This window comes from Polaromonas sp. P4_F9, from assembly GCF_056401235.1.
On the sequence record NZ_JBFUJT010000046.1, the window covers coordinates 17,728 to 37,554 of the forward strand.

General features: G+C 63.0%; 24 protein-coding genes and 1 tRNA gene. 12 read left to right on the plus strand and 13 right to left on the minus strand.

Annotated elements, in window-relative coordinates:
- Positions 1 to 606 (minus strand): LemA family protein, encoded by a 606-nt coding sequence (locus AC1DUB_RS26085; protein WP_477718864.1) that lies wholly within the window; start codon positions 604 to 606, stop codon positions 1 to 3.
- A gap of 43 nt (positions 607 to 649) precedes the next feature.
- On the opposite strand from AC1DUB_RS26085, the gene AC1DUB_RS26090 reads away from it, so the two are divergent.
- The 4 genes from AC1DUB_RS26090 (at position 650) to AC1DUB_RS26105 (ending at position 3,882) form a co-directional block, all read left to right on the plus strand.
- On the plus strand, positions 650 to 1,540 hold the full coding sequence (locus AC1DUB_RS26090; RefSeq protein WP_477732031.1) for a hypothetical protein: 891 nt from the start codon (positions 650 to 652) through the stop codon (positions 1,538 to 1,540).
- A 4-nt stretch (positions 1,541 to 1,544) separates the two neighbouring features.
- Positions 1,545 to 1,991 carry a YybH family protein gene (locus AC1DUB_RS26095; RefSeq protein ID WP_477718866.1) on the plus strand — a complete coding sequence of 149 codons (447 nt, stop codon included), beginning with the start codon at positions 1,545 to 1,547 and terminating at the stop codon, positions 1,989 to 1,991.
- A 364-nt stretch (positions 1,992 to 2,355) separates the two neighbouring features.
- Positions 2,356 to 3,267, plus strand: a complete 912-nt coding sequence (locus tag AC1DUB_RS26100; protein WP_477732044.1) for a YheT family hydrolase — start codon at positions 2,356 to 2,358, stop codon at positions 3,265 to 3,267.
- 57 nt (positions 3,268 to 3,324) lie between these two features.
- Positions 3,325 to 3,882 carry a DUF2946 family protein gene (locus tag AC1DUB_RS26105; RefSeq protein WP_477732032.1) on the plus strand — a complete coding sequence of 186 codons (558 nt, stop codon included), beginning with the start codon at positions 3,325 to 3,327 and terminating at the stop codon, positions 3,880 to 3,882.
- Between the two features lie 116 nt (positions 3,883 to 3,998).
- Here AC1DUB_RS26105 and AC1DUB_RS26110 read toward each other — a convergent pair whose 3' ends face one another.
- Complete coding sequence (locus AC1DUB_RS26110) at positions 3,999 to 4,865, minus strand: c-type cytochrome (RefSeq protein ID WP_477732033.1); 867 nt, start codon at positions 4,863 to 4,865, stop codon at positions 3,999 to 4,001.
- 217 nt (positions 4,866 to 5,082) lie between these two features.
- On the opposite strand from AC1DUB_RS26110, the gene AC1DUB_RS26115 reads away from it, so the two are divergent.
- A tRNA-Arg gene (locus AC1DUB_RS26115) sits at positions 5,083 to 5,158 on the plus strand.
- A gap of 216 nt (positions 5,159 to 5,374) precedes the next feature.
- Here AC1DUB_RS26115 and AC1DUB_RS26120 read toward each other — a convergent pair.
- The gene (locus AC1DUB_RS26120; protein WP_477732034.1) at positions 5,375 to 6,079 is read right to left on the minus strand and encodes a TetR/AcrR family transcriptional regulator; all 705 of its coding nucleotides are present in this window, start codon (positions 6,077 to 6,079) and stop codon (positions 5,375 to 5,377) included.
- 104 nt (positions 6,080 to 6,183) lie between these two features.
- On the opposite strand from AC1DUB_RS26120, the gene AC1DUB_RS26125 reads away from it, so the two are divergent.
- From AC1DUB_RS26125 to AC1DUB_RS26135, 3 genes are all read left to right on the plus strand, one after another.
- Complete coding sequence (locus tag AC1DUB_RS26125; RefSeq protein WP_477718870.1) at positions 6,184 to 6,669, plus strand: hypothetical protein; 486 nt, start codon at positions 6,184 to 6,186, stop codon at positions 6,667 to 6,669.
- 118 nt (positions 6,670 to 6,787) lie between these two features.
- The gene (locus AC1DUB_RS26130) at positions 6,788 to 7,240 is read left to right on the plus strand and encodes an Lrp/AsnC family transcriptional regulator (protein ID WP_477718871.1); all 453 of its coding nucleotides are present in this window, start codon (positions 6,788 to 6,790) and stop codon (positions 7,238 to 7,240) included.
- A 293-nt stretch (positions 7,241 to 7,533) separates the two neighbouring features.
- Complete coding sequence (locus tag AC1DUB_RS26135) at positions 7,534 to 8,028, plus strand: hypothetical protein (protein ID WP_477732035.1); 495 nt, start codon at positions 7,534 to 7,536, stop codon at positions 8,026 to 8,028.
- 55 nt (positions 8,029 to 8,083) lie between these two features.
- Here AC1DUB_RS26135 and AC1DUB_RS26140 read toward each other — a convergent pair whose 3' ends face one another.
- Both AC1DUB_RS26140 and rsmI read right to left on the minus strand, forming a co-directional pair.
- Positions 8,084 to 9,313, minus strand: a complete 1,230-nt coding sequence (locus tag AC1DUB_RS26140; protein ID WP_477732036.1) for a multidrug effflux MFS transporter — start codon at positions 9,311 to 9,313, stop codon at positions 8,084 to 8,086.
- On the minus strand, positions 9,310 to 10,149 hold the full coding sequence (rsmI, locus tag AC1DUB_RS26145; RefSeq protein WP_477732045.1) for a 16S rRNA (cytidine(1402)-2'-O)-methyltransferase: 840 nt from the start codon (positions 10,147 to 10,149) through the stop codon (positions 9,310 to 9,312). Before rsmI ends, AC1DUB_RS26140 begins: the two co-directional genes overlap by 4 nt.
- A gap of 50 nt (positions 10,150 to 10,199) precedes the next feature.
- On the opposite strand from rsmI, the gene AC1DUB_RS26150 reads away from it, so the two are divergent.
- From AC1DUB_RS26150 to AC1DUB_RS26160, 3 genes are all read left to right on the plus strand, one after another.
- Positions 10,200 to 10,643: a YraN family protein gene (locus AC1DUB_RS26150; protein ID WP_477732037.1), complete on the plus strand. Its 444-nt coding sequence runs from the start codon at positions 10,200 to 10,202 to the stop codon at positions 10,641 to 10,643.
- A gap of 146 nt (positions 10,644 to 10,789) precedes the next feature.
- Positions 10,790 to 11,389 (plus strand): phosphoheptose isomerase, encoded by a 600-nt coding sequence (locus AC1DUB_RS26155; protein WP_477718876.1) that lies wholly within the window; start codon positions 10,790 to 10,792, stop codon positions 11,387 to 11,389.
- Entirely contained in the window at positions 11,386 to 12,057 is a 672-nt protein-coding gene (locus AC1DUB_RS26160; RefSeq protein WP_477732038.1) for a BON domain-containing protein, read from the plus strand. The genes AC1DUB_RS26155 and AC1DUB_RS26160 overlap by 4 nt, the downstream gene beginning before the upstream one ends.
- Before the next feature lie 107 nt (positions 12,058 to 12,164).
- Here AC1DUB_RS26160 and AC1DUB_RS26165 read toward each other — a convergent pair whose 3' ends face one another.
- From AC1DUB_RS26165 to AC1DUB_RS26175, 3 genes are all read right to left on the minus strand, one after another.
- On the minus strand, positions 12,165 to 13,079 hold the full coding sequence (locus AC1DUB_RS26165; protein ID WP_477732039.1) for an NAD(P)-dependent oxidoreductase: 915 nt from the start codon (positions 13,077 to 13,079) through the stop codon (positions 12,165 to 12,167).
- 86 nt (positions 13,080 to 13,165) lie between these two features.
- Complete coding sequence (locus AC1DUB_RS26170; protein WP_477718879.1) at positions 13,166 to 14,302, minus strand: PilT/PilU family type 4a pilus ATPase; 1,137 nt, start codon at positions 14,300 to 14,302, stop codon at positions 13,166 to 13,168.
- A 150-nt stretch (positions 14,303 to 14,452) separates the two neighbouring features.
- A complete protein-coding gene (locus tag AC1DUB_RS26175; protein WP_305638300.1) occupies positions 14,453 to 15,496 on the minus strand; it encodes a type IV pilus twitching motility protein PilT in 1,044 nt (347 codons plus the stop codon).
- 50 nt (positions 15,497 to 15,546) lie between these two features.
- On the opposite strand from AC1DUB_RS26175, the gene AC1DUB_RS26180 reads away from it, so the two are divergent.
- Complete coding sequence (locus AC1DUB_RS26180) at positions 15,547 to 16,263, plus strand: YggS family pyridoxal phosphate-dependent enzyme (RefSeq protein WP_477732040.1); 717 nt, start codon at positions 15,547 to 15,549, stop codon at positions 16,261 to 16,263.
- Between the two features lie 111 nt (positions 16,264 to 16,374).
- On the opposite strand, the gene AC1DUB_RS26185 is transcribed toward AC1DUB_RS26180, so the two are convergent.
- The 5 genes from AC1DUB_RS26185 to AC1DUB_RS26205 all read right to left on the minus strand — a co-directional run.
- Positions 16,375 to 16,938, minus strand: coding sequence for a DUF3617 domain-containing protein (locus AC1DUB_RS26185; protein WP_477732041.1), 564 nt, complete (start codon positions 16,936 to 16,938; stop codon positions 16,375 to 16,377).
- A gap of 96 nt (positions 16,939 to 17,034) precedes the next feature.
- Positions 17,035 to 17,511 (minus strand): Lrp/AsnC ligand binding domain-containing protein, encoded by a 477-nt coding sequence (locus tag AC1DUB_RS26190; protein ID WP_477718882.1) that lies wholly within the window; start codon positions 17,509 to 17,511, stop codon positions 17,035 to 17,037.
- A gap of 153 nt (positions 17,512 to 17,664) precedes the next feature.
- Positions 17,665 to 18,396 carry an amino acid ABC transporter ATP-binding protein gene (locus AC1DUB_RS26195; RefSeq protein ID WP_477732042.1) on the minus strand — a complete coding sequence of 244 codons (732 nt, stop codon included), beginning with the start codon at positions 18,394 to 18,396 and terminating at the stop codon, positions 17,665 to 17,667.
- On the minus strand, positions 18,374 to 19,141 hold the full coding sequence (locus tag AC1DUB_RS26200; RefSeq protein WP_477718884.1) for an amino acid ABC transporter permease: 768 nt from the start codon (positions 19,139 to 19,141) through the stop codon (positions 18,374 to 18,376). Before AC1DUB_RS26200 ends, AC1DUB_RS26195 begins: the two co-directional genes overlap by 23 nt.
- Before the next feature lie 35 nt (positions 19,142 to 19,176).
- On the minus strand, positions 19,177 to 19,827 hold a 651-nt coding region (locus AC1DUB_RS26205; RefSeq protein WP_477732043.1), incomplete at its 5' end, for a basic amino acid ABC transporter substrate-binding protein.

Consider the following 19,827-nt stretch of genomic DNA (forward strand, 5'->3'; position numbering starts at 1 on the left):
TTATTTCTTGAAGTCAACCACCGGCGGCGTGGAAATCTGCGCCTCGTTCTGCACGTTGAAGTTGGGTTTGACGTTGTAACTGAACACCATGGCCGTCAGGTTGCTGGGGAAGCTGCGTGTCAGCACGTTGTACTCCTGCACAGTCTGGATGTAGCGATTGCGCGCCACGGTGATGCGGTTCTCCGTGCCTTCCAGCTGTACCCGCAAATCGCGAAAACCCTGGTTGGCCTTGAGCTCGGGATAGCGCTCGCTGACCACCATCAGCCGGCTGAGCGCGCTGCCGAGTTCGCCTTGCGCTGCCTGGAATTTGTTGAAGGCCGCCGGGTCGTTCAGGGTTTCGGGTGTGACCTGAATGGAGGTGGCTTTGGCCCGCGCTTCTATCACCTTGGTCAGCGTGTCCTGCTCGAAGGCGGCTTCGCCCTTGACCGTGGCCACAATATTGGGCACCAGGTCGGCGCGGCGCTGGTACTGGTTCAGCACCTCGGACCAGGCGGATTTGGTTTGCTCATCCAGGCGCTGGAAGTCGTTGTAGCCGCAACCGGTGAGCAGCGCGCTCAGCGCGGCCGCCAGCATCCAACCGGTGAAACTAAAAATACGGGATTTCATGGAAGGGCCTCCAAAATACAAGCCGCAACACTAACATAGTCGAATGTCGTCAACTCCTTCCGCGCCTCGCAACACCTTGCCGGTGGGCAACCCGCTGCAGGCGCTACAGGCATCGCTGCACCCGCCCGCATCCTCCCAGCCCGCCAGGCCCCGGCTGCTCGTGGCCGGGGCCGCCGGCGTGCTGGGCAGCGAGGTCTTGCGTCGCCTCGTGGGCAGTGGCCGTTTTGCGCATACCGAAGTGCTTGTCTCCGAGGCCATGGTCACTGGCCTGCCCGCGGTGGGTATTGCGCTGGTTGCTCCCCTGCCGATTGAACAGTGGCCTGCCAGACCGCAGCCGGCGCACACCGGCCTGGTCATGTTCGAGCCGCCCCGGCTTTACTACGGACGTGAACGCGCGCTCTGGACGCCAGCCCCCGAGCAGTTGCCGGCGCTGGCCCGCTGGCTCAAGCGCTGCGGCGTACAAACTCTGGTGATCGTGGTGCCGCACGCGTCGGGACGCCTGCCCGATGCGCTCAAACGCGGCCTCGCCAATCTCGATGAGCAGGCCGTTGCTGCACTCGGCTTTGAGCGCATGCTGCTGGTGCGCTCGGCCCGCAAGGCAGAAGCGCCGGCGGTTTCGGGTCTGCTGGAGAAGACTGCGGGCTGGATGCTCTCCACCCTGAAGTACATGATCCCGGCGAGTGAGCAGCCGGTGCGCCCGGCCAAGCTGGCCGAGTTCGTGGATGCTGCCTTGCGGGTGTTGCCCCCGGGCACGCATGTGGCTGCGCCGGAACTGCTGTGGCAGGCCGCCCAGAGCAGCAGCACCGGCCAAAGCGCCGGCCAGGCCCGGAGCATGCAGGGCGTGGTTCAGGCCTGGCTTGCTGCAGGGCACAATCCCAAGCAGAACTTAGCACCGGATTCAACGCCGGCTCTCCATCGCTCATCGTCTGATTGACTCCATGCCCAAACCCAAAGTCCCGCCCGCCAGCAACGGCAACGCCGACGATATCGAGGCAGCTTTTTACGAAGCATTGCAAAGCGGCGACATCGAAAAACTCATGGCCTGCTGGGGCGATGAGGATGACATCATTTGCATACACCCCGGCGGCGCGCGACTGGTGGGTGCCGCCGCCATACGCGCCACGTTTGACGCCATGTTTTCCAATGGCAGCATTCAGGCTCACGCCATCAAGGTGCGCAAGCTGGAAACCATGAGCGCCAGTGTGCACAGTGTGCTGGAGCGCATTGATGTGCTCACCAATGAAGGCCCCCGCCACGCCTATGTGATTGCCACCAACGTGTATCACAAGACCGCGCAAGGCTGGCGGCTGGTTGCTCACCATGCCAGCCCGGGCACGCCGCGCGAAATGCAGGAAGTCTCTGACATCCCGCCCGTTCTTCATTGAGGGGGCCGCAGCGATGAATTACTCAGCGCCCTGGTGGCTTCCAGGCGGCAATCTCCAGACCATCTGGGCCGCAGTGCATTCCCGCCGCTTCCTGGGACCACCGCCGCAGTTCCGCCGCGAGCGCTGGACCACGCCTGATGACGATTTTGTGGATGTGGACTGGCTGGTGAGTACCGCCCCCACGCTCCCCGCTGTGGGTGGTTTGCTGCTCTCCGAGGGCACTGGCCCTGCTGGGGTCGGCCCGGCGCTGTGGCCGTCCCCGCCGATACCAGCGAGCGCAAGCATCCCGGTGCAAGAAGCGGTGAGCGCAGGAGCCGCACAATTTGCCGCCGGGCCGCCCCAAGGAAAATTAGCCCCCGAGGGGCTGGAGCCTGCGGCTCCAAGCCTGCTTGGGCAGGTTTGGACAGGCGACAGAGGCGAAGCGTCTGGCGAGCCGCGGCCTGCAAGGCCTCGCGAATTACACGCAGTGAAGAGCGTGGGGGCTCCATTGCTGGTCGTGTTTCACGGCCTCGAGGGCTCTTCGGCCAGCCACTATGCCGAGGCCTTTGCCGATGTGGCCCGCAGCCACGGCTGGGCTTGCGCCGTGCCGCATTTTCGGGGGTGCTCGGGCGAGCTCAACCTGGCGCCGCGTGCTTACCACTCGGGCGATTTCGCCGAAATCGACTGGATACTCAGGCGCTTTGCCGCGCAGCATGCCGGGCCGGTCATGGCCGTTGGCATCTCGCTGGGCGGCAATGCCCTGATGCGCTGGGCTGGTGAGTGGGGTGCCGAGGCCCGGCAAGTCGTCGCGGGCATTGCCTCCGTCTGCTCGCCGCTGGATCTGGCGGCCAGCGGCTGGGCCATAGGCCGGGGCTTCAACCGTCAGGTGTACACCCGCATGTTCCTCAAAACCATGATACCCAAGGCACTCCAAAAGCTGGAGCAGCATCCGGGGCTCTTTGATCGCCAGAAACTGCTGGCGGCCCGTGACCTGTATGCCTTTGACAATGTGTTCACCGCGCCGCTCCATGGGTTCAGGAACACGGAAGACTATTGGACGCGGGCCTCGGCCAAGCCGCATCTGTACAAGATAGGCGTGCCGGCGCTGGTCCTGAATGCGCTGAACGACCCGTTTATTCCTGTCAGCAGCCTGCCGCAGGCCGCGGAGGTGAGCAGTCATGTCACCCTCTGGCGGCCTGCCGAGGGCGGCCATGTGGGCTTCCCTTCGGCGCCCTTTCCCGGGCATGTGCGCGTCATGCCGGAGGCGGTTGCCGCCTTTCTGGCCACGCAGCTTTGACCCTGCGCGCATCAAGCGGTATGGGCAAAGCAGGCTGGCACAGCGCAAAATAGCGGCATGGATGACATTGTTCGCCAGGCCATCGCCAAATGGCCCAACGTTCCCAACTGCTACGGCTGGCTTGGGCTGGATGCGCGCGGCAACTGGTACATGCGCGACGACAAGGCCCAGGCCGCCGGACCTTTTGCTTCCGCAGGGGCGCCAGGCAACCTGGCCGGCAAAGGCTCGCTGCTCAAGCACGACAAACTCATCGACTTTATCCAGCGCAACTATGAAAGCGATGCCGGCGGCCAATGGTTTTTCCAGAACGGCCCGCAGCGCGTCTATGTGGAACTGGAAGCCACGCCGCTGATCTGGCGCATTGACGCGCTGCCTGGGTTTGCGGTCACGGCGCACACCGGCCAGCCGGCCCGGGTCCAGCGCTGTATCGTGGACGAGCATGGCCGCTTGTATCTCGAAACTGATCTGGGCTTCGGCCTGGTCCATACGCAGGACATGGCTTGCGCAGCCGACGCGGTGGAGCAGGGCCTGTGGGTGCCCGAGGAGCTGCCCACGCACGACTTGCCGGTGCGCTTCGGCTATGTACGCAGTCCGCAGTTGCTGCAAAAAAAGTAGCTGGCGGTGCATGCTCCATACGGAGTTGCAACCCTCTTTTTCCGCAAATTCCACAAATAAAAAAGCCGGTCAGTGACCGGCTTCTTGAAGGGGTAGCAACAGCGCTGTTGTGTGGACTACTTGGCAGCGCTGACCATGTATTCAACCGCCGAGCGAATATCGGCGTCAGCGGCGGTGGATCCGCCTTTGGGAGGCATGGCACCCTTGCCCTTGATGGCGCTGGCCGTCAGGGCGTCCAGGCCGGTCTTGATACGGGGTGCCCAGGCTGCCTTGTCGCCGAATTTCGGTGCGTTGGCCACACCTGCGGCATGGCAAGCCACGCAAGCCTGCTTGTACAGCGCTTCGCCAGCGCCCGCTGCAGCCGGTGCGTTGCCAGCAGCCGCCTGCGCGGGTTTGTTGGCGGCTGCCAGGGCTGCCACCACGGAAGCCGGTGGGGCCGCTGCAGCTTCCGCGGTTGGTGCGGGGGCTGCTGCCGCAGGGGCGGCGGGTTCTGCAAATTTGCCGCCGGCGGCAGCTGTCATGTACACCACGGCACGGCCAACTTCGACGTCTTCGAAGTCGCCACCGCCCTGTGCGCCCATGGCGCCTTTGCCTTTGAGGGCAGAATTCCAGAGCGCTGCAAAACCACTTTGGATGCGCGGTGCCCAGGCAGCCGCGTCGCCAAATTTTGGAGCCCCGGCCGCACCCGCGGCGTGGCAAGCGACACATTGCGCCTTGTAGACTTCTTCGCCGGACTTGAGGGGGCGGTTGGCATCACGGATTTCAACCGTGCCAACTTTCTGGATGCGCTGCGCAACGGCTTTTTCGGCATCGACCGCGCCGGCCGACTGCTTGTTGGCGGAGGTCACGTAGTAAACCAGCCCGATGATGGCAAAAATGGGAACCACGAAAGAGAAAAAAACCGCCGCCAGCAGTTGCTGTGGGGTTTTGATCGGACCGGTGTGGGCTTCTTCGTGGGCCGTAGTGTGATCGTTAGCGCTCATGGCGTCCTCAAAAAACTAAAAATCGGGGGCTATCGCGGGCTGATGAAGGCGTCTGCTCAGCAACCTCGCATTATAGCCGGGGGTGCTCTAGATCCCGGGCCGGCTGCGCATCACTGGTAGAATCAGGTCCACTGTGCGGCGGGAATCATGCGCACAGCGCAGAGATTCCAGAGTTCGCGAATGTCGTGAACCCTTGGTTCTCGTCATTTCCAGCGTTGCGGCTGTAGCTCAGTGGATAGAGTATTGGCCTCCGAAGCCAAGGGTCGTGGGTTCGATCCCCGCCAGCCGCACCAAAACCCCTTTTGAACCTACGTAAGATATTGATATGTATGGTTCTTCAGGTGCATCAAAGCGCCTACCTCGGCGGGCTATTCAATGTGGCGTACGCGATCGCCCGCGCCATAGCCTCAGATGCAATTGCGACGCTGCTAAATGCTTTCATTGCATTGCGGGCAAAGTCGTCAGAAATCGAGTCGGCCTTGAATAATCCATTGACGGGGACATCGGCATCAAGCAGGTAGTCCCTTCGCCCATTGGGTCACAGCCTCACTCGTCTGCGCGTCACGTCCGACCGCCAGTAGTTCAATGAAAAGCACAAATGCATCGCGGACGGCCACCGGCGCAGAAGCGTGGCGAAGGTCCCACTCCGGAAAATGTCCGTCAACGCCCATGCGTGAAAGTCCGTAGACGAGCGCTCGGCCGAGTAATTGCAGCGCTGGTAGCCGCGCGAGCGCGCTGGGCGTGTCCTCGAACGCCTCCTCCAGCAATGCCTGCATACGGGCGCGGATCGCGTCGTTGTGCAAGGCCAGACGCGCGGGAGCATCGGCATCGAGCAGATGGCGCTGACTCACGACCTGGAAATGCGTAGGATGACGCGCGGCCCATTCCAGATAGGCCTCTCCAATGGCTGCGAAACGCAGCAGTGCAGGCTTGCCCGCGCTATTGACAATGCCCAATTCCACCTGCGCGTGAAGACGCTCCGTGGCTTGCTCTGCAACGGCGGTCAGCAATGCAGCCTTGGTAGGAAAGTGGCGAAACGGGGCGCCGGGAGAGACGCCGGCCTTCTTCGCGGCTTCGCGCACGCTCAGGTTCTCCACGCCGTGCGCCTCGATGAGTTCCAGTGCGGCTGCCACCAATGCTTCGCGCAGGCTGCCATGGTGATAGCTGCCACGGGAAACGGGGTCGCCATTTTGGGAGGGAGCGGGAGGCGTCATTCTGGGGTCGGTCCAAGTCAATGTAATCGCCGCTTATTTTAGGGTTAGAATCGCAGCTCAATGTATTCAGTGATTACATAAACGTACCTCAACCAGGAAACAACATGAACTTGAACATCGGCGCCGCCGTCTCCCGCTCGCTGCTTGCGATCTCATTGATTGCCATGAGCACCTTTATCTCAGCGCAAGACGCGCCGACCCTCGAGATCGTATGGCCGCCTGAAGGCGCAATCATTCCCTTGGGTAGCGATGCTGAAGCTGCGGTGGGCGTCGTGGTTCGCAGCAATTTCCTGCTCCGCGCTGCGGGCCAGTGCGGAGATACACCGCGATGCGGTCACATCCACATGAAAATCGATCCGGCCGGCGACAGTTGCAACATTCCCGGCCGCCCGTACAACAGCATGAACAGCGACACCGGTGGTGACATCATCAAAGCTCGCTTCGGTCATTGCCCGACAGCGGCCGGCGTTCACGAAATCGGCGTACTCCTGGCTGATGACCACCATCGTCCTGTGTTGGTCAACGGGCGTCCAGTAGTTCGAGTCGTCAAGGTAACCGCGATCCGCAATGCCGAAGCGCTCGGACGTTAAAGACTTTGCAAAGCGTGTGCGCCAGCGGCCAGATAAAAGCTTCTCTGAATTGAGCGATCCAATGCGGTTGGGCGAAAAGGTAGTGGTTATTTTCAGAATCTGCAGATAATCTTCCTGCATGGACAAAATAGACCGGAAAATTCTTGCTGAACTCCAGCGCAATGGCCGCGCCAGCCTTCAGGAAATCAGCCAGGCGGTGGGGCTGAGCAGCACGCCTTGCTGGACAAGGATGAAGAGGTTGGAAGACACGGGCGTCATCGAGCGTTACACCGTCAACCTCAATGCCGAGGCCCTGGGCCTGGGTGAGACCGTGATGGTGCAGGTCACGCTGGACAGTCATTCAGACAATACGCTGGAAAAGTTCGGCGAAACCCTGGCGAGCATTCCCGAGGTCATCGAAGCGTATCTGGTGTCAGGCGAATACGACTATTTGTTGCGCATCGCGGTCAAGGACACCAAGGATTACGAAAGGCTGCTGCGCGAGAAGCTCTACAAGATCAAGGGCGTCAGGCACAGCAAGTCCAGCTTTGTGTTGCGCACCCTGAAAAAGGCAGACTTGCCGATAATTTAACGAGCACGTATCCCGCTGATCAGGACCGTCGGACCAACCGAAGCCGCATCTTGGAATCGCTTGTGTCCAGTTCACCGACGACTCCCAAGCCTGACGGCGCCAGGGAAAGATTGGGGTGTAATGACGGTTCTGAAGCGAGCACCCCGGGCGGGAGATCAAGGACCAAAAGCCAAGGTTAAGGTCAAAGGCTGCCTTCAGGGTTTGGCCAGACCGTACCCCACCTCAATTCAACCACTTGAACCATTGACCTGCGGTCGGGGTCTTATCTGGAGTTCAATAAAAAGGAGTTTCCCATGAAGGCCGTTAAAACTGTTTCCCGTGTTGTTCTTGCCGTTCTTGCCGTCCTGCTCATGGCCGGTTGCGCCGTCACGGCGGTGCGGCCGGGCATGTCGCGTGACGAGGTCATTGCCCATTACGGAACGCCGTCGCGCGTGCTGCCGCTGGGCACGGGGACGCGGCTGCAATATTCCGCGCAGCCGGCGGGGCAGACCGCCGTGATGGTGGATCTGGATGCTGCGGGCAGGCTTGTCGCGGCGCGGCAGGTCCTGAACCTCGATGAGTTCTCAAAAATTGAAGTGGGCAAGTGGCGGCGCGAGGACGTGGAGCGCGAGTTTGGCCGGCCTGCAACGGTGGACCGCGTGGGCTCCTGGCAGGGCGATATCCTGACTTACCGCTGGCTGGACCTGGACGCCAGCAAGTACTTCTGGGTCTACCTGGATGCCGGTAATGTGGTGCGGCGCACCTCGCAGGGAATGGAAATCCCGATCAGGATGAACGACAACAACTGATCCGTGCAGTTCCCCGCAGCGGCGGGCAGCAAGTACGGAAGCACGGACGTATGGGTCATAGGGACACCGTGCGGCCGATGTCAGGCCAGCGGCGGTGCAGGTATACCCAGGACACCAGCCCGATGCACATCATGCCCAGTGAAGCCGCGGCCAGCGCAGGCGTGGAGTGCATGACCAGCGGCGCAATCAGGCCCGCCACCAGGCCGTTGGCCGTCGAGCCGATGAATGCCTGCAGGGACGAGGCCATGCCGCGCCGCTCGGGGTAAAGGTCCAGCACCAGCAGTGTGACGACCGGCACCATCAGCGCCCAGCCAAAGGCAAATACGGCGATTGGGAACAGCGCCCAGGAAACATGCGGCGCGAACAGCAGGTTGGCGGCCAGGTTGACCAGCGACGTCACCAGCATGATGACAAAGCCGTGCCGTATCTGCCGTTTGGGCGCAATCTTCCCGGCCAGCCTGCCGCTCAGCCAGGCGCCCGACATGATGCCGGAGATGGTGAGGATGAAAAACCAGAAAAATTCGGTGGGTTGCAGGGACAGGTGCTCGCCCAGAAACGCCGGGGCCGCCAGAACATAGAGGAACATGCCATTGAAGGGCACGCCGCTGGCCAGCGCCAGCAGCAAAAAGCGCGGACTGGAGCCCAGCTGCCAGTAGCCGCGCATCAGGTGCCTGACTTCAAACGGCTGGCGCTCTTCGGTGCGCAGTGTTTCCGGCAAAAACCGGAAGTTGGCGGCCCAGAGCACTGCGCCGACGCCCGTGAGAAACCAGAAAATGCTGTGCCAGCCGAGGTGCACAAACAGCCAGCCGCCCATAAGGGGCGCAATGGCAGGCGCGACTCCGAAATAGATGGTGACCTGGCTCATGACCTGCTGAGCCTGCGCGGGCGGGTACATGTCGCGTATCACGGCACGCGACACCACAATGCCAGCGCCCGTGGAGAGGCCCTGCAGCGCCCTGAACAACACCAGCTGGCCAATGCTTTGCGACAAGGCGCAGCCGGCCGACGCCAGGGTGAACACCGCAATTCCCCACAGCACCACCGGCCGGCGGCCAAAGCTGTCGGCCAGCGCGCCATGAAACAGGTTCATGAAGGCAAAACCGAACAGGTAGGCTGACAGCGTTTGCTGCATTTCCACCGGCGAGGCGCCCAGCGCCGTGGCAATGCCCGAGAACGCCGGAATGTAGGTGTCGATCGAAAACGGCCCCAGCATGCCGAGGACGGCCAGCAGGACGGCCAGCGTCCAGCGCGGCGCGCGCCAGAGTTGGTCGGCGTTCGGGTTCATGCCTTCTTGAGTTTCAAGGCAGCCTCATATAAATCGTTGCGCGGCGCGCCGGTGATCTCGGCGGCCATCTTGACGGCGGTTTTCAGCGGCAGCTCGGCCAGCAGCAGTTGCAGCACCCGGGTGCTGTCTTCAGGGGTTTCCTGGGCGGCAGCTGCATGCAGCACCAGCGCAAACTCACCGCGCGTGCGCTGGGGAGAGGCGGCGAGCCAAGCGGCCAGCTCCTGTGCGGGCACTGTCGCAATTTCCTCAAACTGCTTGGTCAGCTCGCGGCCCACGGTGACCAGCCGGCCCTGCAGCACCGCCAGGGCGCGCGCCAGCGCTTCGATGCGATGCGGTGCTTCCAGAATCACGGTGGCCCGGGTATCGGATTGCAGGGCCGCAACAGCCTGCTCGCGCTCGCCGGCCTTGCTCGGCAAAAAACCGGCAAACACAAAGCCCGAGTCGCCGGTGAGGCCCGCCACGCTGAGTGCCGTGGTGACGCTGCTCGCGCCGGGCAGGGGCATGACCTTCAGGCCTGCGGCCCGGACGGCGGCAACAAGGCGCGCACCAGGGTCGCTCACGGCCGGCGTTCCTGCGTCGCTGACGTAAGCCACGCGTTCGCCGCGCTGCAGGCGTTCAATCACGAGGCCCGCGGCTTGCGCTTCGTTGTGCTCATGCACGGCCAGCAGGGGTTTTTCTATGCCATATTGGCGCAGCAGGGTCTGCGTGTGGCGCGTGTCCTCGCAGGCGATGGCGTCTACCAGTTGCAGCACGTGCAGCGCGCGCAGGCTGATGTCGGCCAGGTTGCCAATCGGCGTGGCAACGACATACAGCATGGCTTCCGGATAATGCTGCATACCTGCTGCGGCGCGTGCCGCGGCAAGAGCCAAGTCGAAAGAAGCGTTCAATGTGGTTTTCCAGAAAACAGGTTGTCAAGCCGCCGCCGGACGGTTTCCGGGCGCAGCCAGGGCAGGTTACCACCAAGTCCCGGGGTGATGCCGCGGAGTCGGCCGCGCAGGTCTTTCTGGCGCGGGCCGGTTTGGTCCCCGTGGAAAGCAATTATCGGACGCCGGGGCGCGGTGGAGGCGAGATTGACCTGGTGATGCGCACGCCCGACGGCACGCTGGTGTTCGTTGAGGTCCGCCAGCGATCGGGCGCCTCGCATGGGGGGGCCGCCGCCAGCATCAGCCCGGCCAAGCAGCAACGCATCATTTTTGCGGCCCGCCACTACCTGATGCGCTTTGCCAGTCCGCCGCCGTGCCGCTTCGATGTGGTGCTGTTGCACGGGGCGCTGGGCGAGGGCCAGAACGGCCGCATCGAGTGGCTACCCGCCGCGTTCGATGCTTCCTGACGAGAGTTGGCGAGAGTTGGCGAGGGCTGGCGGGACACCCGTTGCTGCGCAGCCGGGGCCGGTGGAATTTGTAACCATGTTGGTCTTTGCCGGGTCCCTGCTCCTTCCGGGGGCTGGCCTTCCTCGTGACCCGCTATCATTGACGCATGCTTGAACAACGTATTGAACAGCACTTCATCGACAGCGCCGACCTCAAGTACCAGGCAGCGCACGTCTTGTCCAAACCGATCGCTGCGGCCGTACAGGCCATTCTTGCCAGCGTGACCAGCGGCGGCAAGGTACTGGCGTGCGGCAATGGCGGCTCGGCGGCCGACGCCCAGCACTTCGCCGCCGAATTCGTGGGCCGTTATGAGCGGGAGCGGCCGGAGCTGGGTGCCATAGCCCTGACGACGGACAGTTCCATCATCACGGCGATTGCCAACGACTACGATTTCAATGTGATTTTTTCCAAGCAGGTCCGTGCGCTTGGCGGCGCTGGCGACGTGTTGCTCGCCATCAGCACCAGCGGCAACTCGGCCAACGTGCTGGCGGCCATTGAGGCGGCCCATGAGCGCGAGATGACGGTGGTGGCGCTCACCGGCCGGGGCGGCGGCAAGATGACGCATGCCTTGCGCGAAACCGATGTGCATATTTGTGTGCCGCACGAGCGGACCGCGCGTATCCAGGAAGTGCACCTTCTCGTACTCCACTGCATCTGTGATGGCGTGGATACCCAGTTACTTGGCGATCAGGAGAATCCCGCATGAAGCATTCCATGATGATGAAGCGGCTGGCTTTGCTTGTATGCGCAACGGCAGCCGTGGCAGCAGGGCTGACAGCCTGCGTGCCCCTGGTGATGGGCGGGGCCGCGGCGGGGACTGCACTGGTGGTGACCGACCGCCGCACCTCGGGCGCACAGCTGGAGGATGAAGGCATCGAGTTGCGGGCTGCCAGCCGGATCCGCAGCAACCTCGGCACGCGCGTGCGCGTCAGCGTCACCAGCTACAACCGCCAGGTGCTGTTGACGGGCGAGGTGCCCAATGCCCAGGACAAACAGCTGGTTGAGCAGGTGGTTTCGCGCGTGGAGAACGTGGTGTCGGTGGTCAATGAACTGGCCGTCCTGGACAGCCCGTCGCTGATGGAGCGCTCCTCGGACCTGCTGGTTACTGGTCGTGTCAAGGCCATGCTGGTCGATGCGCGGGATCTGCAGGCCAATGCCTTCAAGGTGGTCACCGAGCGGGGCACGACCTACCTGATGGGTCGCGTGACCCAACGCGAATCCGACCGTGTCACCGAGGTGGTTCGCGCCACGCCAGGCGTGCAAAAAGTCATCCGGCTCCTCGAGATCATCAGCGAGGAAGAGCTGGCGCGCATTCGGGTGGGGGCAGCCTCCGCCCAGCCGCAACCTGCCGCCGCCAAGCCCGCCAGCAATTGAGGGGCTGATCAAGAGACAGGCGACCCGGCAAGGCGGCGGAACTCGTCGCCAGCTGCCATTGACAGGGTGCCGTTTGACAGGGCGGCGATCGCCCACAGCGCGCCTTCTTATTTCAGGCGCCTGATCAGGCTGGAGGTATCCCAGCGTCGCCCGCCCATCGCCTGCACATCGGCATAGAACTGGTCCACCAGGGCCGTCACAGGCAGGCGTGCGCCATTGCGCCTGGCTTCATCCAGCACCAGGCCCAGGTCCTTGCGCATCCAGTCAACCGCGAAACCGAAATCGAACTGATCGGCCGCCATGGTTTTGCCGCGGTTGTCGAGCTGCCAGCTTTGGGCTGCACCCTTGCCGATCACGTCAAGCACCTGGTTCATGTCCAGCCCCGCTTTCTGGCCAAAGGCGATGGCTTCACTCAGGCCTTGCACCAGCCCTGCAATGCAGACCTGGTTGACCATCTTGGTGAGCTGGCCCGCGCCGCTTTCGCCCATCAGTGTGAAAGCCCTGGAAAAGGCCATGCCAACCGGCTTGATGCGCTCGAACGCTGCCGCATCACCGCCGCACATCACGGTGAGCACACCGTTCTGCGCACCCGCCTGGCCGCCGGACACCGGCGCATCAATGAAGTGCAGTCCGAGCTGTTTGGCGGCGGCATGGAGCTCACGGGCGACATCGGCCGAGGCAGTGGTGTGGTCCACCATGACCGCGCCAGGCTTCATGCCCGCAAAGGCACCGTCCGGGCCCAGCGTGACGGAACGCAGGTCATCATCGTTGCCGACGCAGCTGAACACCACATCGGCTCCGTCCGCTGCCAGTCGCGGCACAGTCGCACTGGACGCCTGGGCCGTGGCCGCAAATTCAGCGCACCAGGCCGTCGACCTGGCCGGGCTGCGGTTGTACACGGTCACGTGATGGCCCGCGAGCGCCAGATGGCCGGCCATGGGATAGCCCATCACACCCAAGCCGAGGAATGCAACTTTGCGTGGGGAAGACAGTTCGTAGGTTTTGGCGTTGGTGCTGCTCACGGCGTGTTGACTCTGCTGTCCTTTTGCCCTGAGCTTGTCGACAGGCGTTCGGAGGTTGGGGGCTTCGACAGACTCGGCCCGGATGGTTATACGATGGCGAAATTCTCGGTGCCCGCGGCGAGGTCGGTTGACTTGGCGCGCTGCGAATTGAGCTTGATCTGCAGACGCAGGTCGTTCACCGAATCGGCGTTGCGCAGCGCATCTTCATAGGTAATGAAGTGGCTTTCAAAGGCGTCGTAGAGCGCCTGATCGAAAGTCTGCATGCCGAGGTTGCGGCTTTTCTTCATGATCTCCTTGATCTCGGAAACCTCGCCCTTGAAGATCAGGTCGGAGATCAGCGGTGAATTCAGCATGACCTCGACCGCCGCAAAGCGGCCCTTGCCATCCTGCTTGGGGACCAGGCGCTGCGAAATCATGGCCTTGAGGTTGAGCGATAAATCCATCAGCAGCTGGGTACGGCGTTCTTCGGGGAAGAAGTTGATCACGCGGTCCAGTGCCTGGTTGGCGCTGTTGGCGTGCAGCGTGGCCAGGCACAGGTGGCCGGTTTCCGCAAAGGCGATGGCATGCTCCATGGTTTCGCGGTCACGGATCTCACCCATCAGGATCACATCAGGCGCCTGGCGCAGGGTGTTTTTCAGCGCGGCTTCCCAGCTGTCGGTGTCCAGGCCCACTTCGCGCTGCGTGATCACGCAGTTCTTGTGCGCATGGACAAACTCCACCGGGTCTTCAATCGTGATGATGTGGCCGAACGACTGTTCGTTGCGCCAGTCCACCATGGCCGCCAGTGTGGTGGACTTGCCCGAACCGGTGGCGCCAACGAGAATCGTCAGCCCCCGCTTGCTCATCACCACATCCTTGAGCACCTGGGGCACGCCCAGCCCGTCAATCGTGGGCAGCACGGCCGGGATCGTCCGCATCACCATGCCGACCTTGCCCTGCTGCACGAAGGCGTTCACGCGAAAGCGCCCCACGCCTGGCGGTGAAATGGCGAAATTGCATTCCTTGGTGCGTTCAAACTCCGCGGCCTGCTTGTCGTTCATGATGGCGCGCGCCAGGGCCAGCGTGTGGCCGGCATTGAGCGGCTGCGGCGAGACCTTGGTCACCTTGCCGTCCACCTTCATGGCCGGCGGAAAGTCACCGGTGATGAACAGGTCGCTGCCGCTGCGGCTGACCATCAGCTTGAGCAGATCGTGGATGAATTTACTGGCCTGGTCGCGTTCCATGAGCGGCTCCTTTAATCATTGATGCCCCACGCTTGTCACTTCGTGTACTGCGCTGCCCCCGAAGGGGCCGCTGCGCCTGCGGCCCGGCGGAGCCGGTTCCGCGGCCCCTGCTTGCTGGGAGCAAGCCCGTGTTGCGAGTGTCGCCCACCTCTACCCCGGGAAGTTTTCTGGTATTTTGGCTTTGCCGCGCGCTTCCGCGGGCGAAATCACGTTGCGCTTGACCAACTCGGTCAGGTTCTGGTCCAGCGTTTGCATGCCCACGCTGTTGCCGGTCTGGATGGACGAGTACATCTGCGCGACCTTCGCTTCACGGATCAGGTTGCGGATGGCGCTGGTGCCCAGCATGATCTCGTGCGCGGCCACCCGGCCCGCGCCGTCCTTGGTCTTGCACAGCGTTTGCGAAATGACAGCCTGCAGCGACTCCGACAGCATGGAGCGGATCATTTCCTTTTCCTCGGCGGGGAACACGTCGATGATGCGGTCAATCGTCTTGGCGGCGCTTGAGGTGTGCAGCGTGCCGAAGACCAGGTGGCCGGTCTCGGCGGCCGACATGGCCAGCCGGATGGTTTCCAGGTCGCGCATCTCGCCCACCAGAATCGCGTCCGGGTCTTCGCGCAGGGCGGACTTGAGCGCGGCGTTGAAGCTCAGCGTGTGCGGGCCGACCTCGCGCTGGTTGATCAGGCATTTCTTGGACTCGTGCACAAACTCGATCGGGTCTTCCACCGTGAGGATGTGGCCGTATTCGGTTTCATTCAGGAAGTTGACCATGGCCGCCAGCGTGGTGGACTTGCCCGAGCCGGTCGGGCCGGTCACCAGCACCATGCCGCGCGGCTTGAGCGCCAGGTCGCCAAAGATCTTCGGCGCGTTGAGCTGCTCCAGCGTCAGGATTTTGGAGGGAATGGTTCGCAGCACCGCACCGGCACCCCGGTTCTGGTTGAAGGCATTGACGCGAAAGCGCGCCAGGCCGTCAATCTCAAAGGAGAAGTCCACCTCCAGAAACTCTTCATAGTTCTTGCGCTGGGTGTCGTTCATGATGTCGTACACCATGGCATGCACCTGCTTGTGGTCCAGCGGGTCGATGTTGATGCGCCGCACGTCGCCGTGAACGCGGATCATGGGTGGCAAACCTGCCGACAGATGCAAGTCGGACGCCTTGTTTTTGACGCTAAAGGCCAGCAGCTGCGTAATGTCCATCCCGGGGGATCCTTGGAAGTCTAGGTTGAATCTGAGTTTACAGTTCGATTATGACCATGATTGTGCGCAACCTCCAGCTTGTCCGTGACCGGATTACCACGGCGTGTGTGGCCGCGGGGCGCGATCCGGCCAGCGTGCGCCTGCTGGCGGTTTCCAAAACATTTGGCGCCGATGCCGTGATTGACGCCATGTCGGACGGGCAGCGCGCGTTTGGAGAAAACTACGTTGCCGAGGGCGTGGAGAAAATTCTGGCGCTGCGCGCCTGGCAGGCGGCGCAGGCCGGCGCGCCTGCCGTGCTGGAGTGGCACTGCATCGGGCCGGTGCAAAGCAACAAGACCCGGCTGGTGGCCGAGCACTTCGATTGGGTTCAGTCGGTTGACCGGTTGAAGACTGCGCAACGCCTCAGTGAGCAGCGGCCGCCCCATCTGCCGCCCCTGCAGATCTGTTTGCAGGTGAATGTGGATGGCGGCGCGAACAAGTCGGGCCTCGCGCCCGCAGATGTCCAGGCGCTGGCGCAGGCCGTCTCGCAATTGCCACGCCTTGTGCTGCGGGGGCTGATGGCGATTCCCGAGCCTGCTACCGATTTTCTAGCTGCTTGCGCCATCCACGCCAGAACGAGAGCCCTTTTTGACCAGATAAACGCGGCAGGCGTGTTGCCTGCACCCATGGACACGCTGTCCATGGGTATGACGGCCGACCTGGAGGCCGCCATCCATTCCGGCAGCACCATGGTTCGCGTGGGCACCGCGATCTTCGGAAAGAGATAGGCCCCCACGGTCGCTCACTGCGTGTAGCTCCCTGCCCCCCGAGGGGCCACTGCGCCTGCGGCCCGGCTAAGCCGGTTCCGCGGCCCCTGCTGGTGAAGAGAGCTCTTCGGTCTATTTTTTCGGAGAGGCGATGGGTTTGACGTTGCCGCAGTCCGCCGACAACCATTTGCCCGAAGCGTCCATATTCATCTTCTCGGCCTTGCCCCTGACCGTGGCGGTAGTCGCCATCTTCATTGTGTAAGCGGTGTCACTCACGTAGGTGATCTGGCCTTCGCCGCTGGACGGTGGCTGGGCGCAGGTGTAGGAAAACTTCATCGTGTTGCCACTGCGCGGCGAGTGGGTGGTCTTGCAGTCGCCCTGCTGCTGCGACGGCATTTCGTTGCGCTCGACCATTTCCCTGGTCATGCAAATCTTCATGCTCATGCCGCCGGCGCCACCCTGACCCATGCCCTGTTTGGCCAGCATGTCCTGCATTTGCTTGCGTTGTTCGGGCGGCATGCCGGCCATCTGCTTGTCCATGTTGGCCATGGCCTGTTCCATCTCGCCCGAGCCCGAGCCCGGTTGCATCTTGTTGTTGATCTCCCACAAACCCGGTTTCATGGTTTGCGCGGCGGCGCCGGTGGCGATGGTCATGGCCAGTGCGATCGTGGCCAGAAATGCGGGGTTGAATTTCATGGGCATCCTTGTTGAAAAGACAAGTTTGGAGGGCGATCTCGCATGATCCCGCATTATTGCCGGCACGCCCCGGTTTGCAACCCGTCGCCGTCACCTTCACACGCCCAGCGCCAGCCGCGTGGTATTTTTCACCTCTTCCATCACGGCATAGGTGCGGGTCTCGCGCACGCCGGGCAATTGCCACAACACGGTGCCGGCAAAAGAGCGGTAGGCGGCCATGTCGGCCATGCGGGTCTTGAGCAGGTAGTCAAATCCGCCGGCCACCATGTGGCATTCCATGATTTCCTGGTGCACCTGCACCGCCGCCTTGAAGGCTTCAAACACATTGGGGGTGGTGCGGTCCAGCAACACCTCCACGAACACCATCATGCCGGCGCCCAGCTTCATCGGATTGAGCTGGGCCGCGTAACCCAGGATGTACCCGTCCCGGCTGAGCCGTTGCACGCGCGCCAGCACGGCGGTGGGCGACAGGGCCACGCTCTCGGCCAGCTTGAGGTTGGAAACGCGCCCATCTTCCTGCAGGATGCTCAGGATTTTGAGGTCAATGCGGTCGAGGCTGACGGAAGATTGCATGGGGAATGCGGGTTTGGGGGCTTCAGTGTAGCCCCGCTGCTGCTGCGTCGCTCGCCTGCATTTTCCTGCGTGGCCCGTGCAAATTCCCGGGCCCCCGCACCACGCCATGCCTGGCCTGGAAGGCAGGAGGCCGGACTCCGCCTGGCTTCCGGTTTACAGCACCTTGCTCAGGAAGGCGCGCGTCCGCTCACTGTTCGCCGTGGTAAAGATGGCGGCGGGTGTGCCCTCCTCCACCACCAGCCCCTCATCAATGAAGATGACGCGGTCCGCCACCTGGCGGGCAAAGCCCATCTCGTGGGTGACGACGACCATGGTCATGCCTTCTTCGGCCAGGGCCTGCATGACATTGAGCACCTCCCCGACCATCTCCGGGTCCAGCGCCGAGGTCGGCTCGTCAAACAGCATGATGCGCGGCTGCATCGCCAGCGCCCGGGCAATCGCCACGCGCTGCTGCTGCCCGCCCGAGAGCTGGTTCGGGTAGGCATTGATCTTGTCGAGCAGGCCCACCTTCACCAGCAGCTCGCTGGCGCGGTTGCGCGCCTCCAGCGCGGTCAGCCCGCGCACCTTGGTCGGCGCCAGCGTGATGTTCTCCAGCACCGTCTTGTGCGGAAACAGGTTGAAACGCTGGAACACCATGCCGATTTCCGCGCGCAGCGCATCCACATCCGTGCTGGGCTCATGCACCGACACGCCATGCACCAGCACCTCGCCGCCGCTGGCGTCCTCCAGGCCATTGAGGCAGCGCAGGAAGGTGCTCTTGCCCGAGCCCGACGGCCCGATCACGCACACCACCTCCGACGCCTTGATGCTGCAGTCAATGCCGCGCAGCACCGGCAGATGGCCAAACTGCTTGGTCAGCCGGTTAACGCGAATCACCTCGTCCATAGCGAGCCTCCAATCTCTTCACAAGGTAAGCAAGGCCCAGCGTCAGCACCCAGTACATGAGCGAAATCGTGAGGTAGGGCTCCCAGTAGCGCGAATAGGCGCCGGCCACCGTGCGCGCGGCATACGCCAGCTCGGCCAGGCCAATGGCCGAGATCAGCGACGAGTCTTTGAGCAGCGAAATCGCGTTGTTGCCCAGCGGCGGCAGCATGCGGCGAAACGCCTGCGGCAGCACCACGTGGTACATCGTGCGCGGAAACGGCATGCCCAGCGAGCGCGCGGCCTCCACCTGGCCCTTGTCGATCGACTGGATGCCGGCGCGAAAGATCTCCGAGATGTAGGCGCCCGCGTTCAGCGTCAGCGCCACAACGCCCGACAGGAAGGCGCCGTAGTTCTGCTTGATGTGGCGCGCGTTCTCGCCCGAAATCAGCAGGCCATCGGCCGGGTTGATGAACAGCGGCAGCACCGCAAAATGGATCAGCAGGATCTGCACAAACAGCGGCGTGCCGCGGAAAAAGCTGACATACACGGTGGACGGCCAGCGCAGGGCGTACTGGCACAGCTGGCGGGCCGGCGCGTGGCGCGCCTGCGCCAGGCGCGCCATGCCGATGGCCAGGCCGAGCGCCGTGCCCTGCACGATGCAGATCAGCGTGACGGTGATGGTCATCTGCAGGCCGCGCCAGAACAGCACGGCGTATTCTGAAATGATGTCGGCGCGAAACCAGCCGAACCAGAGGACTTGCTCCATACAGGAAAAGGCGTGAACCCAGTCGTTGCCGGCGCTTATTGGGCCGGCAGCACGGGGGCCTCGGCCTGGAACCACTTCTTGTAGATCTGGGCATAGCTGCCGTCGGCCTTCACCGCGGCCAGGCCGGCGTTGAGCTTGTCCAGCAAGGCCTTGTTGCCCTGCTTGACGACGATGCCGAAGTACTCCTTGGGAAAGGCCGGGTCGCTGACGGTCTTGAGCTGCTTGTGCTCCTGGGCGCGAAAGGCGATGACGCCGTTGTCGCCGATGGCCGCATCCAGGCCGTTGTTGGCCAGCTCGGAGATCACCACGGGGGTGCTCTCGAAGCGGCGGATGTCGGGGTTGGTCTTGCCGAACTCGCGCGAGGCCATGTCGTCGCCGGTGCTGCCGTTGACGACGCCGATCTTCTTGCCGGCCAGGTCCTTCAGGCTTTTGGCGGGGCTGTTGCTGTGCACGGCAATGAGCTGGCGCGCCTCGAAGTAGGGGCTGGTGAAGTCGTACGACTGTTTGCGCTTGTCGTTGATGGTGACGCCGGAGATCACGAGGTCGAGGTCGCCGTTGTTCAGCGCCGCGAAGATGCCGCTCCAGGGGGTGTTGACGATCTTGATTTTGAGGCCCGCCTTCTGGGCGATGGCCTTGATCATGTCCACGTCGTAGCCGACGATCTCCTTGCTCGGGCTTTCGTAGGC

What these genes read in the sequence shown, in the direction of transcription:
- AC1DUB_RS26085 (WP_477718864.1), bottom strand. Translation starts at nt 606, where the DNA reads ATGAAATCCCGTATTTTTAGTTTCACCGGTTGGATGCTGGCGGCCGCG.
- rsmI (WP_477732045.1), bottom strand. Translation starts at nt 10,149, where the DNA reads ATGCAGCATTATCCGGAAGCCATGCTGTATGTCGTTGCCACGCCGATT.
- AC1DUB_RS26120 (WP_477732034.1), bottom strand. Translation starts at nt 6,079, where the DNA reads ATGACGCCTCCCGCTCCCTCCCAAAATGGCGACCCCGTTTCCCGTGGC.
- AC1DUB_RS26140 (WP_477732036.1), bottom strand. Translation starts at nt 9,313, where the DNA reads ATGAACCCGAACGCCGACCAACTCTGGCGCGCGCCGCGCTGGACGCTG.
- AC1DUB_RS26105 (WP_477732032.1), top strand. Translation starts at nt 3,325, where the DNA reads ATGGATGACATTGTTCGCCAGGCCATCGCCAAATGGCCCAACGTTCCC.
- AC1DUB_RS26135 (WP_477732035.1), top strand. Translation starts at nt 7,534, where the DNA reads ATGAAGGCCGTTAAAACTGTTTCCCGTGTTGTTCTTGCCGTTCTTGCC.
- AC1DUB_RS26170 (WP_477718879.1), bottom strand. Translation starts at nt 14,302, where the DNA reads ATGGAACGCGACCAGGCCAGTAAATTCATCCACGATCTGCTCAAGCTG.
- AC1DUB_RS26175 (WP_305638300.1), bottom strand. Translation starts at nt 15,496, where the DNA reads ATGGACATTACGCAGCTGCTGGCCTTTAGCGTCAAAAACAAGGCGTCC.
- AC1DUB_RS26185 (WP_477732041.1), bottom strand. Translation starts at nt 16,938, where the DNA reads ATGAAATTCAACCCCGCATTTCTGGCCACGATCGCACTGGCCATGACC.
- AC1DUB_RS26095 (WP_477718866.1), top strand. Translation starts at nt 1,545, where the DNA reads ATGCCCAAACCCAAAGTCCCGCCCGCCAGCAACGGCAACGCCGACGAT.
- AC1DUB_RS26130 (WP_477718871.1), top strand. Translation starts at nt 6,788, where the DNA reads ATGGACAAAATAGACCGGAAAATTCTTGCTGAACTCCAGCGCAATGGC.
- AC1DUB_RS26110 (WP_477732033.1), bottom strand. Translation starts at nt 4,865, where the DNA reads ATGAGCGCTAACGATCACACTACGGCCCACGAAGAAGCCCACACCGGT.
- AC1DUB_RS26155 (WP_477718876.1), top strand. Translation starts at nt 10,790, where the DNA reads ATGCTTGAACAACGTATTGAACAGCACTTCATCGACAGCGCCGACCTC.
- AC1DUB_RS26190 (WP_477718882.1), bottom strand. Translation starts at nt 17,511, where the DNA reads ATGCAATCTTCCGTCAGCCTCGACCGCATTGACCTCAAAATCCTGAGC.
- AC1DUB_RS26125 (WP_477718870.1), top strand. Translation starts at nt 6,184, where the DNA reads ATGAACTTGAACATCGGCGCCGCCGTCTCCCGCTCGCTGCTTGCGATC.
- AC1DUB_RS26160 (WP_477732038.1), top strand. Translation starts at nt 11,386, where the DNA reads ATGAAGCATTCCATGATGATGAAGCGGCTGGCTTTGCTTGTATGCGCA.
- AC1DUB_RS26195 (WP_477732042.1), bottom strand. Translation starts at nt 18,396, where the DNA reads ATGGACGAGGTGATTCGCGTTAACCGGCTGACCAAGCAGTTTGGCCAT.
- AC1DUB_RS26180 (WP_477732040.1), top strand. Translation starts at nt 15,547, where the DNA reads ATGACCATGATTGTGCGCAACCTCCAGCTTGTCCGTGACCGGATTACC.
- AC1DUB_RS26200 (WP_477718884.1), bottom strand. Translation starts at nt 19,141, where the DNA reads ATGGAGCAAGTCCTCTGGTTCGGCTGGTTTCGCGCCGACATCATTTCA.
- AC1DUB_RS26150 (WP_477732037.1), top strand. Translation starts at nt 10,200, where the DNA reads ATGTGGTTTTCCAGAAAACAGGTTGTCAAGCCGCCGCCGGACGGTTTC.
- AC1DUB_RS26090 (WP_477732031.1), top strand. Translation starts at nt 650, where the DNA reads ATGTCGTCAACTCCTTCCGCGCCTCGCAACACCTTGCCGGTGGGCAAC.